General features: G+C 69.1%; 11 protein-coding genes. 10 read left to right on the top strand and 1 reads right to left on the bottom strand.

What is annotated here, in order from left to right; genetic code table 11:
- Nucleotides 1-206: 206 nt before the first annotated feature.
- From AC1DFU_RS03315 to AC1DFU_RS03295, 5 genes are all read left to right on the top strand, one after another.
- Nucleotides 207-1,151 carry a hypothetical protein gene (locus tag AC1DFU_RS03315; RefSeq protein ID WP_092297299.1) on the top strand — a complete coding sequence of 315 codons (945 nt, stop codon included), beginning with the start codon at nucleotides 207-209 and terminating at the stop codon, nucleotides 1,149-1,151.
- Between the two features lie 12 nt (nucleotides 1,152-1,163).
- Nucleotides 1,164-1,952 (top strand): hypothetical protein, encoded by a 789-nt coding sequence (locus tag AC1DFU_RS03310; protein ID WP_441592919.1) that lies wholly within the window; start codon nucleotides 1,164-1,166, stop codon nucleotides 1,950-1,952.
- Between the two features lie 20 nt (nucleotides 1,953-1,972).
- Nucleotides 1,973-2,647: a matrixin family metalloprotease gene (locus AC1DFU_RS03305; RefSeq protein ID WP_441592918.1), complete on the top strand. Its 675-nt coding sequence runs from the start codon at nucleotides 1,973-1,975 to the stop codon at nucleotides 2,645-2,647.
- A 17-nt stretch (nucleotides 2,648-2,664) separates the two neighbouring features.
- Entirely contained in the window at nucleotides 2,665-4,986 is a 2,322-nt protein-coding gene (locus tag AC1DFU_RS03300; protein ID WP_441592917.1) for a caspase family protein, read from the top strand.
- A 162-nt stretch (nucleotides 4,987-5,148) separates the two neighbouring features.
- On the top strand, nucleotides 5,149-6,132 hold the full coding sequence (locus AC1DFU_RS03295) for a Bug family tripartite tricarboxylate transporter substrate binding protein (protein ID WP_441592916.1): 984 nt from the start codon (nucleotides 5,149-5,151) through the stop codon (nucleotides 6,130-6,132).
- On the opposite strand, the gene AC1DFU_RS03290 is transcribed toward AC1DFU_RS03295, so the two are convergent.
- Entirely contained in the window at nucleotides 6,120-7,448 is a 1,329-nt protein-coding gene (locus AC1DFU_RS03290; protein WP_441592915.1) for a D-serine ammonia-lyase, read from the bottom strand. The genes AC1DFU_RS03295 and AC1DFU_RS03290 overlap by 13 nt on opposite strands.
- A gap of 90 nt (nucleotides 7,449-7,538) precedes the next feature.
- On the opposite strand from AC1DFU_RS03290, the gene AC1DFU_RS03285 reads away from it, so the two are divergent.
- From AC1DFU_RS03285 to lpdA, 5 genes are all read left to right on the top strand, one after another.
- Nucleotides 7,539-8,510: a LysR substrate-binding domain-containing protein gene (locus tag AC1DFU_RS03285; RefSeq protein ID WP_441592914.1), complete on the top strand. Its 972-nt coding sequence runs from the start codon at nucleotides 7,539-7,541 to the stop codon at nucleotides 8,508-8,510.
- Between the two features lie 57 nt (nucleotides 8,511-8,567).
- Nucleotides 8,568-9,209 (top strand): CGNR zinc finger domain-containing protein, encoded by a 642-nt coding sequence (locus AC1DFU_RS03280; protein ID WP_441592913.1) that lies wholly within the window; start codon nucleotides 8,568-8,570, stop codon nucleotides 9,207-9,209.
- A gap of 132 nt (nucleotides 9,210-9,341) precedes the next feature.
- Entirely contained in the window at nucleotides 9,342-10,208 is an 867-nt protein-coding gene (locus AC1DFU_RS03275; protein ID WP_441592912.1) for an alpha/beta fold hydrolase, read from the top strand.
- A 30-nt stretch (nucleotides 10,209-10,238) separates the two neighbouring features.
- A complete protein-coding gene (locus tag AC1DFU_RS03270) occupies nucleotides 10,239-11,150 on the top strand; it encodes a substrate binding domain-containing protein (RefSeq protein ID WP_441592911.1) in 912 nt (303 codons plus the stop codon).
- A gap of 103 nt (nucleotides 11,151-11,253) precedes the next feature.
- The gene (lpdA, locus tag AC1DFU_RS03265; protein WP_441592910.1) at nucleotides 11,254-13,080 is read left to right on the top strand and encodes a dihydrolipoyl dehydrogenase; all 1,827 of its coding nucleotides are present in this window, start codon (nucleotides 11,254-11,256) and stop codon (nucleotides 13,078-13,080) included.

The raw sequence follows: 13,080 nt of genomic DNA, 5'->3' as shown, positions 1-13,080 counted from the left end.
CCTTGGAAGCCACTATAGGAGCGCGCCATGTGCCGATAAACCCGCTGGGCAGAACTTGAATTGATACACGGCGGAACAAGTCCGCACGGGCCGGCCCCGCAAAGCGCACATGCCGATTTGCTTCCGTTCGCCACCGAACACAGAAATGTTTCCTTTGGCATTTTTATCATCTATCCCTGATGAGATTCCCGGCCAAAGGAGCCAGCATGCGCAGATCCACGCCGCTTGGCATGCTGGCCGCCTGCCTGTGCGCCGGCCTCGCCGCCTGCTCGCCCTATCTCTACAAGTCCGAAGTCGAGAGCTTCCGCGCCGGGGTCAATGACCTCGCCACGGCCTACCAGTCCGGCACCAAGGGCGTGGCGGCGGAGCGGGCTGTCATCCAGCAGACACAACTGACGCCAACGCGCACGCGCGTGGCGCTGAGCCCCGGCTGCGCGCTGCCTGCCACGGTCTCGGCCGCCCCAGCGGCGGATAACGCGCTGCCCTGTGCCCTGCAGCCGGCCGACCCGGCAATGGCGCCGCGCCAGTCGGCCCCGCGCGAGTCCACCTCCGCCGCGCCGCTGATCCACGCGCTGCGCGACTACGCCGATGCCCTCGCCGCCATCACCAACGCCCAGGACCAGGAGGCGCTGGAGGCCGCGAATTCCAAGCTGACCGGCTCGCTCGCCGGGCTGGCCAACACGGCCAAGGTGGGGCTGCCGAACGAGTTCGGCGCGATTGCCGGGCTGGCGTTCAGCGTGGGCGTGGCCACGCTGAACCAGCGGCGCTTCGACATGCTCAAGCGCGGCGTGACCGCCGCCAACGAGCCGGTTGCCGTGCTGGGCGATGCCATGGGGCAGGCGCTGGACACCCTGCGCAAGGCGCGTGCCGACGGGCTGCTGCTGGCAGGCACGACCCTGGCCGGCCAGATCAACGCCAAGATGAGCCCGGACGACTACACGGCCGCCCTCACGACCTTGCAGGCGAAGACGGATGCCATCGAAACGCTCCGGCGCACCAACGCGCGCGCGGCGGCTGACGACATGGTCAAGGCGCATGCGGCGCTGGCGCAGGCGCTCAACGACGACACCCGGCAGGTGGCCGCCGTGGTCACCGCCCTGAAGACGTTCCGCGAGAAAGCCCGCGCGGTTCAGGAAGCCTTTGCGAGCTGATCGGAGACAGACATGGCCGAATGTGGAGCCTTCGCGTTTGGGGTGGTGCTGGGCTGGTTCGTGTACTTCACCAATCGCTACCGCAAGGGGGATGTGCAGTTCAGCGACCTCATCGCGCTGCTGGGCGTGATTGGCGGCGCAGCCGTGACGGCGCTGTTCGGCGGCGCCAGCGGCACGCTGTTCGGCTACTACGGCGTGGGCCTCGCGGTGGGCTTCTTCGCCTACTTTCTGGTGCTGGTGTTGATGGTGGCGCGCTCGGACCAGTTCGACGCCACCTGGTTCCTCGACGGGCGCCGCAAGGCGCTGCCCGATGGCTGGGTCATCCCGGGCGACGTGCGCGCGACGACCGCCCCCATGGCGCCCCAGCGCCCCGGGCCGAGTGCCGCCGCCCCGATGGCCTTCGGCGCGCCCGAGCCGGTCGGCCCATCCACCGAATCCCCCCGCGCGCGCCTGAACGCCGCCCGCGACCAGACCCTGACCGCGTTGACCGTGGCGCAGCGCGAGCTGCTGCGCCGCATCGGCCTCGCGTCCACGGACGCCGAGCGCAACAGCCTCCAGGCCAGTCTGGTCGACATCACCGATCAGCTCGACACGCTGGCGCAACTGCGGCTGAAAGACATCCTGGAATCGGACGAAGTGCGCGCCAGCCTGAAAACGCTGGAGGGCATCACCAGCGACCTCACGCGCACGGCGGGCGAAATGCGCCAGGCCACGGACGTCCTGACCAAGGCGTCGCAACTGATCGACCGTGCCACCAAGGCGGTGGGGGTTATCACAAACCTTGTGGGTGGGATTTTGTAGTCAAAAATGGAGCATGCACCATGAGCAACGACAAGCGTTTCTGCGCCGGCTTCCCGATGACGAACGGCGTGCCCGGCAAGATTGCCATGTTGACCGGCAAACGGTGGCAGCCGGGTACGGTACTCACCATCAGCTTCCTGTCCGGCTCCCGCGCGCTCCAGGACCGCGTGATGAACGCCGCCAATATCTGGCTGCAATTCGCCAACCTCCAGTTCGATGTCCGGGACAGCGGCCCGACCGACATCCGCATCGACTTCCTGGAGGGCAAGGGCTCGTGGTCGTTCATCGGCACCGACGCCCGCCTGATCCAGGCGCCGCAGCCAACCATGAACTACGGCTGGTTCACCGACGACACCGAGGAAGACGAAATCCTGCGCGTGACGCTGCACGAGTTCGGCCACGCCATCGGGCTGATCCACGAGCACCAGAACCCGCTCAATGCCATCCAGTGGAACCGCGAGCAGGTGATCAAGGATCTGTCCGGCCCCCCGAACAACTGGGACAAGGCCACCATCGAAAACAATATGTTCGCGGCGTTCAATGCCGCTGACGTGGCCGGCACGGCGGTGGACCCGAGCTCGATCATGATGTATCCGATCCCCCCCGCCTGGACGCTGAACGGCGTGACGGCCGGCATGAACTCGGCGTTGTCCGAGTCGGACAAGGACTTCATCCGCCAGGCCTATCCGCAGTAGGGCCTGCCCGCCGCGCCATGAATGCCGACGACCAAGCCATCCTGATCGGGATCAATCATTACCCGCAGCTCGGCGAGCCGGGCGCGGACGCGAATCTCCACGGGCCCGCGAACGATGTCGATGCGGTGAAGGCGTGGCTGATGGACCCCAACGGCGGCGCCTTCGCCAGCGAGGACCAGATCCAGGTGATCAAGTCCCGCCTGACCGAGGCGGGCGACACCGCGCTGCCGACCACCGACGAAATCGAAACCGCCTTTGGCCGGCTCAACGCCATCGCCCGGGAGAACCAGGCCAAACGGCGCGGGCTGCGGGTGGGCCGCCGGCTGTATATCTTCGTCTCCGGCCACGGCTTCTCGCCGGGCCGCGAGCGCGGCTGCCTGTTCGCGGCCAACGCCAGCGCCACGCTCGGCACCTTCAACGTACACGCCACGGGCTGGCTGAGCTGGCTGCAGGACGCCGGCTACTTCCGCGAGTTCGTGCTGTGGATGGACTGCTGCATGAACCGGGTCTCCTTCCTGCAGCCGCGCGACCCGCAGCTCTCCCCGGTACAGGCCACGGACCCGCCGGCGGCCACGTTCGTCGCCTTCGCCGCGCAGCGCCCGCTCAAGGCCATCGAGATCGGCATTCCCGAAGATGGCGACAAGATCCACGGCGCCTTTACCTGGGCGCTGCTGCAAGGGCTGCGCGGCGCGGCATCCGACGCCAACGGACGCGTCACCGGGCGCAGCCTGGCGGACTGGCTGCGCAACGCCCTCTGCGCCCGCATGACGCCGGCGCATCTGCGCGATGGCGACGTGGCCAAGGAGCCGGAGATCGTGCAGGAAGATGCCGGCCTGATCTTCGCGCGCGGCGTGGCGCCGCCGCGCTACACGGTCACGCTCACCCTGCCGCCCGAGGCCGCCGGCAAGCCGCTGCGGCTGTGGTCTGGCACGCCGCCCCGCGCGGAGGCGATGACCGCGCAGCCCGCCATGACCTTGCCCCTGTCGCCGGGCCTGTACGTGGTGGAGGTGGCCGAAGCCGGCCTGCGGCAGGGATTCGACGTGACCAACGATGTGTCGATTGCCATCACGGCATCCGGCCCGCCCGTCACGCAGGCCGCCGACGGCACGATGTTCCCGCTCGACATCGACCCGGCCGACCCCGCCGCCGAGATCTTCGTCATCGACAGCCGCTTCTCGCTGGTCGACAACGGCATGTCGAAGCTCTCCACGCCGCTGCCGTTCGGGCTGTTCAAGATCAAGACGCGGATCGGGCGCAGCCTGGCGCAGCACGTGATCCTGCTCGACAGTGACCGCCCGCCGCTGGCCGTCGCGCAGATCGCCAAACCCGCCTCGTCGGTGCTGCCGCCGGTGGGCCTGCCGGAGGACGGCGCCCAGGAGCGCGACCGGCAGGTGGCGCTGGCCACCGCACTGCGCCTGCAGAGCGAGGGCGACGGCAAACAGGCCACGCTGATGGTCATGGCGCGCGCGGCGAGCAGCGCCGAGGTGCCCCAGCAGAACATCGCGCCCTGGCGGGACGTGCAGGTGGTGGATGCCGACGACAACCTCGTCATCAGCATGGAGCGCGGCAGCGCGCGCAACACCGATGCGGACTCCCACGCCTGCGCCGTGCAGGCGGTGACGCCCGGCGCCTACTACCTGCGGCAGAAGGTGGACAACGGCCCGGTCATCGAACAAAGCCTGATCGCCTGCGAATCGTGGGGGCTGGAAGCCTACGTCCTGCGCCGCACGCAGCCCGGCGAGCATGCGCCCAGCGCGCGGCCCCGGGTGTCGCTGATGATGCGGCGGCCAGACCAGCAGCCCGATGCCACGCTGGAGAAGATCATCGAGACCGCCCGGCTGGCGCTGGCCGATGAGCGGCGCATCCTGAGCCCCGAGCTGGAGGACATCCTGCTGCGCAACTGCACCAACCCGATTGCCGGGATGATCGGCGGCCATCTGCTGCTGGTGGAGCGGGAGCGCGACCCGGGCCGTGACATGTCCGGGCTCGATGTGGTGGTGACGCGCCTGCGCAAGCTGGTGGGCGATCACCATCCCGATGTCGCCGCGCTCGGCCAGCAATGCGCGACGGCGAGCCTGCGGCGCTTCGGCCCGCTGACCGGCCCGCCGATGTTCCAGCGGAGCTGGAAGCTGCTGGTGACGGCGGCGCAGCGGCGCGAGGACTGGATTCCCGAGGCGATGTGGCGGCGCGTGGTGGCGCAGACCGCCCTGCCACCGCTGATGGTCTGGGCTGCCGACGACAGCGTGCGCCAGACCGCCACCGATAGCCTGCGCACCGTGCCGGCCCGGGCACTCCGCGCGAGCGTGCCGCCTGCGGGCCTGCGGGTGCTGACGGCCTGAAGGGAAAGAGGAAGGGAAACAGGAAGGGAGAGAGGAAGGAAGAGAATGACGGCGAGGATCAAAACCACGGGCAGACCCTGCCCCCCCGCCTCGGGGAGGTCTGAAGCTGGCCTCCGGCGCCATGATCGCGCATCGCTCGACTGCACTGACACGGAGACCGGAATGCTACGCAATACCTTCCCGACGCGGTGGCTGGCCGCCGCCATCCTGCTGGGTGCCCTACCCGCCACGGCACCCACCCCCGCCCATGCCGAGGCTTACCCCGAGCGGCCGGTCAAGATCGTCTCGGTGACCAGCGCCGGCACCGGCATCGACGACTACACCCGCCTGCTCGCCAAATACCTGCACAAGAAGGCCGGGCGCAGCTTTATCGTCGAGAACAAGCCCGGCGCCAACACCATCATCGCGGCGGACTACGTCGCCAAGTCCGCACCGGACGGCTACACGCTGCTGTTCGCGTCGGCCTCCACCATGGCGGCCAACCCCTACCTGTTCAAGTCGATGCCGTACAGCCCGCGCGACTTCGTGCCCGTGGCGCGCCTCTCCACCGTGCCCGTGGCGCTGGTGGTATCGGCAAACTCGCCCTACCGCACCGTGGCCGACCTGACCGCCGCCGCGCGCGCCAAGCCGGGCACGCTCAACTACGGCACCAGCAGCGCCGGTTATCGCGTGATGCTGGCCGCCTTCAACGATGCCGCCGGCATCCGCACCCAGGACGTGCCCTACAAGGGCATGGCCAACCTGCTGCCCGACCTGCTCGGCGGCACGCTGGACTTCACCGTGCTGGAGATCTCCGCCGCCGTGCCGATGATCGAATCACGCAAGATGCGCGCGCTGGCCGTGATGAGCGACCGCCGCGTGCCGATCATGGGCGATGTGCCGACCATGGCCGAAGCGGGCCTGCCGGCCATCACCGTGGTGAGCTGGACCGGCCTGTTCGCGCCCAAGGGCACGCCGCCCGAGGTGCTGGACAAGCTGCAGGCCTGGACGCTCGAATTCGTCAATTCGCCGGAAGCCGCCGCCCACCACGCCCAGCGCGGCACCAATGCCTACCCGGCGCCAGGCGCGCAGCTGGCCCGCGCCATCGTCGAGGATCAAGGCAGCTGGCAGCGCATGATCAAGCTGGCGGGGATTCAGCCCGAGTAGGCGGCGCCGCGTTCGGCGAATCGGGCGTACTCGTCCGGCGGCACGAACAGGCCGCCGGTCGTCCACACCAGATGGGTGGCCTGCGGCATCACCGTGTCCAGGGCGTGCCGGGCGAGGTAGGCGCGGCCGGCTGCGCTGTCCGTCAGCATGCGCGGCCCGCTGAAGCCGGCGGCGGCGGATGGCTCGATCCGCAGCCCTTCCGTCTCGCGCACCCGGTGCAGGTCCAGGAACAGCCGTTCGTCCGGCACCGTGCACACCCCGGCCAGCAGCGGGCCCATGGCCTCCGCGGCCAGCTCGGAGGCGCGCGGCACGGCCAGCCCATCGGCCTCGGTGCGATTGGTCAGGCCCACGTCATAGACCGAGGCGCCGGGCGCCAGCATCTCCACGAGGAAACACGGCGACTGGGTCGGCTCGACAAAGCACGCATGCACGTGCGGGCCATACAACTGCCAGAGCCCGAAGGCGATGCCAGCCGGCGCGCCGCCCACGCCGCACGGCAGGTAGACGAACAGCGGATGGTCCGCGTCCACGCGCAGGCCGGCCGCTTCGAGCTGATCGTGCAGATGCAGCGCCGCAGCGCTGTAGCCGAGCAGCAGCGAGAGCGAGCGCTCGTCATCGACGAAGTAGCAGTGCGGATCGCCCTCCGCCTCGCGCCGGCCAGCGGCCACCGCCGCCGCGTAGTCGCCCGTGTGCTCGACCACCTCCACGCCCCGCGCGCGCAGGCGCGCTTTTTTCCATGCCTTGGCGTCGGCGGACATATGCACCGCCGCCCGGAAACCCAGCGCCGAGGCCATCACGCCGATGCTCAGGCCCAGGTTGCCGGTGGACCCCACCGCCACCTGATAGCGGCCGAACAGCGCGCGCGCCGGGGCGTCGGCCAGCACGCCGTAGTCGCCATCCACATCGACCAGCCCGTGGCGCAGCGCCAGCGACTCGGCGAACTCGAGCACCTCATGAATGCCGCCGCGCGCCTTGATCGACCCGGCGATGGGCAGGCTGTGGTCGGCCTTGATCCACAGCGAGCCGTGGCGGGTGGGCAGGCCGAGCGCCTGTTGCATGTCCGGCGCGCCCAGCAGATCGGATTCGATCCGCCCCGCGCTGGCCTCCAGCTCCGGGAACAGCCGCACCAGCAGCGGCGCGAAGCGGGCGAACCGCGCCTGTGCTGCACGCATATCAGCTAGACTAATGCGCCGCCCATCCACCACGGTCTGGACGTCGGCCTCCGCGCTGCGGTGCGGATTCGTCCACATCAGCGGTCGGGCGGCTTGCAGGTCGGCCAGCAATGCAGCCGAAATCGAGGACAGATGGAGCGTCATGGCAGGCGGACGAGAAGGAGACCACTCATTGTTGACGCCCCCGCCCCGCCCGACAAACGATTTGTACTGATCCATCCATTAGTTTTGCTGATGACAAACACCCTCAACGCCTCCGTCCTGAGCTGGCTGCGCTGCTTCGAGGCGGCGGCGCGCCATGGCAGCTTCACGCTGGCCGCCCGGGAGCTGTGCGTGACGCAGGGCGCGGTCAGCCAGCAGGTGAACAAGCTGGAACAGTGGCTCGAACGGCCACTGTTCGTGCGCACGCCGCGTGCGCTGGTGCTGACGCCCGAGGGCGAGCGGCTGCGCGGTGTGGCGCGCGAGTCGTTCCAGGCGCTGGATAGCACGCTGGCGCAACTGCGCAAACCCGGGCATCGCCCGCCGGTGGCGCTGTCCTGCTCGCCCTCGTTCGCCATGGTCTGGCTCACGCCGCGCCTGGGCGACTTCTTCCGCCAGCACCCGGAGATCGGCCTGCGCGTGCATGGCGAGTTCCACGCGCTGGATCGTTCGCGGATGCTGCGCGAGGGCATCGACGCCGCCGTGCGCTTCGACCCCGGCCACTACCCCGACCTCCGCGCCACGCCCTTCCTCGACGAATGGCTGCTGCCGGTGGCCAGCCCGGCCTATCTGGCGGCCAACCCGGCACTCCGTTCGCCGGACGGCCTGCGCGCCTCGATGCTGCTGCACGACGCCAGCCCGTGGGAAGGCGCCGGCGAGAGCCACGAATGGCAGGTCTGGCTGCGGCACGCGGGCGTGACGCTGCCCGACATGGCGGGCGGCCAGCACTTCAACCTGTCCCAACTGGCCATCGGCGCGGCACTGGCCGGCCAGGGCGTGGCCATGGGCCGCACGGCGCTGGTCCTCGACGAACTGGCCTCGGGCCGGCTGGTGGACCTGTGGGGCCTGCATGTGCGCAGCGAGGCCGCCTACCACCTGGTGCGCGCCCACACGCCGACTCATTCCGCACAGGTGGCGGATGTCGAAGCCTGGCTGCTGGCCGAAGGTGCCGCCTTCGACACGGCACGACGGCGCCTGCTGGCGCTGAACGGTTCAGCCCCCAAATAAGCGTAACTTGGAAGCCGGCTTTTAATCGGTTACATTGGATCGGCACAGGAGAACGCCATGCCCGCCTCGAACACCCCTCCCCCCAAACCTGCCAATCCCGCGGCCACCCCGGAAACCGGCCCCCGCCTGCTGGCCGATCACGTTGCGCTGGACCTGCTCAATACCATCGAACGGGCCGACACCACGCCGCGCGACCACTGGCAGACCGATGCCGATGTGCTCGCCTGGCTGAAACAGGTGGCGCTCTGGCCCGGCGACGATCGCGCCGCGCCGCCCAAGGGGCTGGCGACGGCGGCACGCGCGCTGCGCGAGGCCGTCCGGCTGATTGTGGCCTGCAAGGCTGACGGCAAGGCCGGCGGCAAACCGGATCTGGCGCCGCTGAATGACGCGCTGGCGGCCGGCGGCAGCCATCTGGCCGTGCATCCGCTGCCCGACGGCGGCGTCCGCATCGCCCGCATCCACGCCGCCGGTAACGCCGCGCAATGCCTGGTGCCGCTGGCGGAAGCCGCCGCCGACCTGCTCGCCCACGGCGACTTCGGGCGGGTCCGCCAATGCGAGAGCGACGAATGCACGCTCTGGTTCTATGACCGCACCAAGTCGCACCGGCGCCGCTGGTGCAGCATGGCGGTCTGCGGCAATCGCCACAAGGTCGCCGCCTTTCGCAAGCGCGAGGCGGCTGCCGATGAGGACGCTGCATGACGCCATGCCATCGGGCATTCGTTGGTAACCGTTAAAATTAAGTTTGACAGGTTACAAAATTGGCATACACTTCGGAACCAAGCCGATGACGGCCCTCGTTCCCGCTTCCGCTTTCGCTTCCGGAGAATTGCCATGACTGCCAGCCCTCAGGTCCACATCCGCTACGCCGACGCCGACGGCGTGCGCGTCTTCTACCGTGAAGCCGGCGACCCGCAGGCGCCCGTGATGCTGCTGCTGCACGGCTTTCCGACCTCGTCCCACCAGTTCCGTCACCTGATTCCGCAACTGGCGAGCCATTTCCGGGTGATCGCCCCAGACCTGCCCGGCTTCGGCTTTACCGAGGTGCCGGCCGCGCGCCAGTACCGCTACACCTTCGACAACCTCGCCACCACGCTCGGCGCCTTTGTCGATGCCCTCGGGCTGGAGCGCTATGCGATGTACGTGTTCGACTACGGCGCGCCCACCGGCTTCCGGCTGGCCGTGGCCCACCCCGAGCGCGTGACGGGCATCGTCTCGCAGAACGGCAACGCCTATCTCGATGGGCTGGGCGATGCGTGGGCGCCGGTCCGCCAGTACTGGGCCGAGCCCAGCGCGGCCAACCGGCAGGTGCTGCACGACGCCATGCTCCATCTGGAAGGCACGAAGTGGCAGTACGTGCACGGCGTGGCCGACCCGGACAGCGTGGCGCCCGAGTCGTACACGCTGGACGCGGCGCTGCTGGAACGGCCCGGCAACAAGGACATCCAGCTCGACCTGTTCCTCGACTACGCCAACAACCTGAAGCGCTACCCCGATTTCCAGGCGTTCTTCCGCCAGGCGCAGGTGCCTACACTGGTAATCTGGGGCCGCAACGATCCGTTCTTCATCCCGCCCGGCGCCGAGGCGTTCCGCCGCGACAACCCGACCGCCGTGGTGGAATTGCTGGACACCGGCCACTTCGCGCTGGAGACGCATGGCCAGCACATCGGCCAACGGATTCTCGACGTGCTGGCTCGCTAATTCGCCGCTAACCCCCTCCCTCTTTGCCCTATGAAGCGCCAATTCGACGACCTCCAGCTCGGCAGCATCGAACTGTTCTGCCTGGCCGCGGAACTGAGCAGTTTCACCGCGGCGGCGGTGGCGGCGGGGGTCACGCCGGCGGCGGTGAGCCGCAGTGTGTCGCGGCTGGAGGAGCGCCTGGGCGTGCGGCTGTTCGTGCGGACCACGCGGCAGATCCGGCTCACGGACGAGGGGCGGGTCTATTTCGAGCAGAGCCGGCCGGCGCTGGCGCAGCTGGTGGACGCCGAGCGCCAGATCAGCGGCCAGCACGGCACGCCCGCCGGGCGGCTGCGCATCAGCCTGCCCACGCCCTACGCCCACTATCGCGTGCTGCCGGTGCTGCCGGCCTTCCGCGAGCGCTATCCCGAGGTGGACGTCGAGATCCATATCAGCAACCGCAATGTGGACTTTGCCGATGACACCTTCGACCTCTCCGTGCGCGGCCGGGCGCCCGACGACTCCACGCTGATCGCCCGCAAGCTGGAAGACGCCGAGATGGTGGTGGTGGCCACGCCCGCCTACCTGCGCAAGCACGGCACGCCGGCCACGCCGGACGACCTGCCGGCGCACGAATGCATCCAGTTCGATGTCCCGAGCAGCGGCCGGCGCCTGCCATGGATCTTCCAGCAGGAGGGCGAGACCCTGGAGATGGTGACCGCCGGCGCCTATGGCACGGCCGAGGACGCACTGGGCGGCGCCACGCTGGCCCGCGCCGGTGCCGGCCTGTTCCAGACCTACCGCTTCGTGGTGGAGCAGGACCTGCGCGACGGCACGCTGGTGGAGGTGCTGCAGGCCTACGGTGGCTGCACGCGGCCCTTCATGCTGCTCTACCCGCACGCGCGCCACGTCTCGCGCCGGGTGCGGGCTTTCGTCGATTTCCTCGTGGACAAGTTCGCGGCTTGATCCAGGGTAAACCCCTAGCAACGCTCGCCGCGTCGGCGACATGTCTGTCTCGCGTCTCTCCTAGACTGAAGGTCTTTGTCACTCCATCTAGAAAAGGAAGACCATGGCCGCGATCGAAGTGAAGGTGCCGCAGCTCTCCGAATCCGTTTCCGAAGCCACGCTGATCCAATGGAAAAAGCAGGCCGGCGAGGCCGTGACCCGCGACGAGATCCTGGTGGAACTGGAGACGGACAAGGTCACGCTGGAGGTGCCTGCGCCCGCCAGCGGCGTGCTGGCCAGCATCGTCCACCCGGACGGCGCGACCGTGCACGCCGACGAGGTGATTGCGACCATCGATACGGAAGGCAAGCCGGGGGTGACTTCGGCCCCGGCTACCGCCGCAGCGCCGCCCAAGGCCGCACCCGCTCCCGCTGCGGCCTCCGCCCCGGCCGTGCAGGGCGGCGGCGCCGGTGCTGCCGCTTCCGCCACCGCTGACTTCGACGTGATCGTGATCGGCTCCGGCCCCGGCGGCTACATCGCCGCCATCCGCGCCGCGCAGCTCGGCAAGACCGTGGCCTGCATCGAGGAATGGAAGGACCCGGCCGGCAAGCCCCGGCTGGGCGGCACCTGCCTGAACGTGGGCTGCATTCCGTCGAAGGCGCTGCTGGCCTCGTCCGAGCACTTCGAGCAGGCCCAGCACGGGCTGGCCGAGCACGGCGTGCAGGTCAAGGGCGTGACGCTGGACCTTGGCACGATGATCGCGCGCAAGGCCGCCATCGTGGACAAGTTCACAGGCGGCGTGGAGTTCCTGTTCCGCAAGAACAAGGTCACCTGGATCAAGGGCCACGGAAAGTTGCAGAGCCGCGCGGACAACGGCGTGGTCACCGTGGAAGCCAGTGAAGATGGGGGCGGGGGCGGGGGCGGGGGCGGGGGGGCGGCCAAGGCCAAGACCTACACCGCGCGCAACGTGATCATCGCCACCGGCTCCCGGGCGCGCCACTTGCCCAACGTGCCGGTAGACAACGTCATCGTCTCCGACAACGAGGGGGCCCTGTCCTTCGATGCGGTGCCCAAGAAGCTCGCCGTGATCGGCGCCGGGGTGATCGGGCTGGAACTGGGCTCGGTGTGGCGCCGGCTGGGTTCGGAAGTGACCATTCTTGAGGCGCTGCCGACCTTCCTCGGCACCGTGGACGAAGCCATCGCCCGGGAGGCCGCCAAGCAGTTCAAGAAGCAGGGGCTCGCCATCCACCTCGGCGTGCAGATCGGCGAGATCAAGCGCAGCGGCAAGGGCGTGAGCATCGCCTACACCGACCAGGACGGCAAAGCGCAGACACTGGACGCGGACCGGCTGATCGTCTCCATCGGCCGGGTGCCGAACACGGACAACCTCGGGCTGGAGGCCGCGGGGCTGGCCGCCGACGCGCGCGGCTTCGTCCCCGTGGACGATCACTGCCGCACGTCGGTGGCCGGCATCTACGCGATTGGCGACGTGGTGCGCGGCCCGATGCTGGCCCACAAGGCCGAGGACGAGGGCGTGATGGTGGCCGAGGTGATCGACGGCCAGAAGCCGCATATCGACTACAACTGCATTCCGTGGGTGATCTACACCGAGCCGGAGATTGCCTGGGTGGGCAAGTCGGAGGCGCAGCTCAAGGCCGAGGGCCGCGAGATCCGCACCGGCCAGTTCCCGATGTCGGCCAACGGGCGCGCGCTGGGCATGGGCCGGCCGGACGGCTTTATCAAGATGATTGCCGACGCGAAGACGGACGAGCTGCTGGGGGTGCATATCATCGCCGCCAATGCGTCCGACCTGATCGCGGAGGGCGTGGTGGCGATGGAGTTCAAGGCGGCGTCCGAGGACATCGGCATGATCAGCCATCCGCATCCGTCGCTGTCCGAGGTGATGCGCGAGGCCGCGCTGGCGGTGCAGAAGCGTGCGCTGAACATGTAG

The sequence above is a fragment of the Cupriavidus sp. 10L45 genome, assembly GCF_056395225.1.
This window is presented reverse-complemented; position numbering and strand designations above follow the sequence as displayed.

Excerpts from the sequence above, each read along its gene's own strand:
- AC1DFU_RS03315 (WP_092297299.1), top strand. The coding sequence starts at position 207 with ATGCGCAGATCCACGCCGCTTGGCATGCTGGCCGCCTGCCTGTGCGCC.
- AC1DFU_RS03310 (WP_441592919.1), top strand. The coding sequence starts at position 1,164 with ATGGCCGAATGTGGAGCCTTCGCGTTTGGGGTGGTGCTGGGCTGGTTC.
- AC1DFU_RS03305 (WP_441592918.1), top strand. The coding sequence starts at position 1,973 with ATGAGCAACGACAAGCGTTTCTGCGCCGGCTTCCCGATGACGAACGGC.
- AC1DFU_RS03300 (WP_441592917.1), top strand. The coding sequence starts at position 2,665 with ATGAATGCCGACGACCAAGCCATCCTGATCGGGATCAATCATTACCCG.
- AC1DFU_RS03295 (WP_441592916.1), top strand. The coding sequence starts at position 5,149 with ATGCTACGCAATACCTTCCCGACGCGGTGGCTGGCCGCCGCCATCCTG.
- AC1DFU_RS03290 (WP_441592915.1), bottom strand. The coding sequence starts at position 7,448 with ATGACGCTCCATCTGTCCTCGATTTCGGCTGCATTGCTGGCCGACCTG.
- AC1DFU_RS03285 (WP_441592914.1), top strand. The coding sequence starts at position 7,539 with ATGACAAACACCCTCAACGCCTCCGTCCTGAGCTGGCTGCGCTGCTTC.
- AC1DFU_RS03280 (WP_441592913.1), top strand. The coding sequence starts at position 8,568 with ATGCCCGCCTCGAACACCCCTCCCCCCAAACCTGCCAATCCCGCGGCC.
- AC1DFU_RS03275 (WP_441592912.1), top strand. The coding sequence starts at position 9,342 with ATGACTGCCAGCCCTCAGGTCCACATCCGCTACGCCGACGCCGACGGC.
- AC1DFU_RS03270 (WP_441592911.1), top strand. The coding sequence starts at position 10,239 with ATGAAGCGCCAATTCGACGACCTCCAGCTCGGCAGCATCGAACTGTTC.
- lpdA (WP_441592910.1), top strand. The coding sequence starts at position 11,254 with ATGGCCGCGATCGAAGTGAAGGTGCCGCAGCTCTCCGAATCCGTTTCC.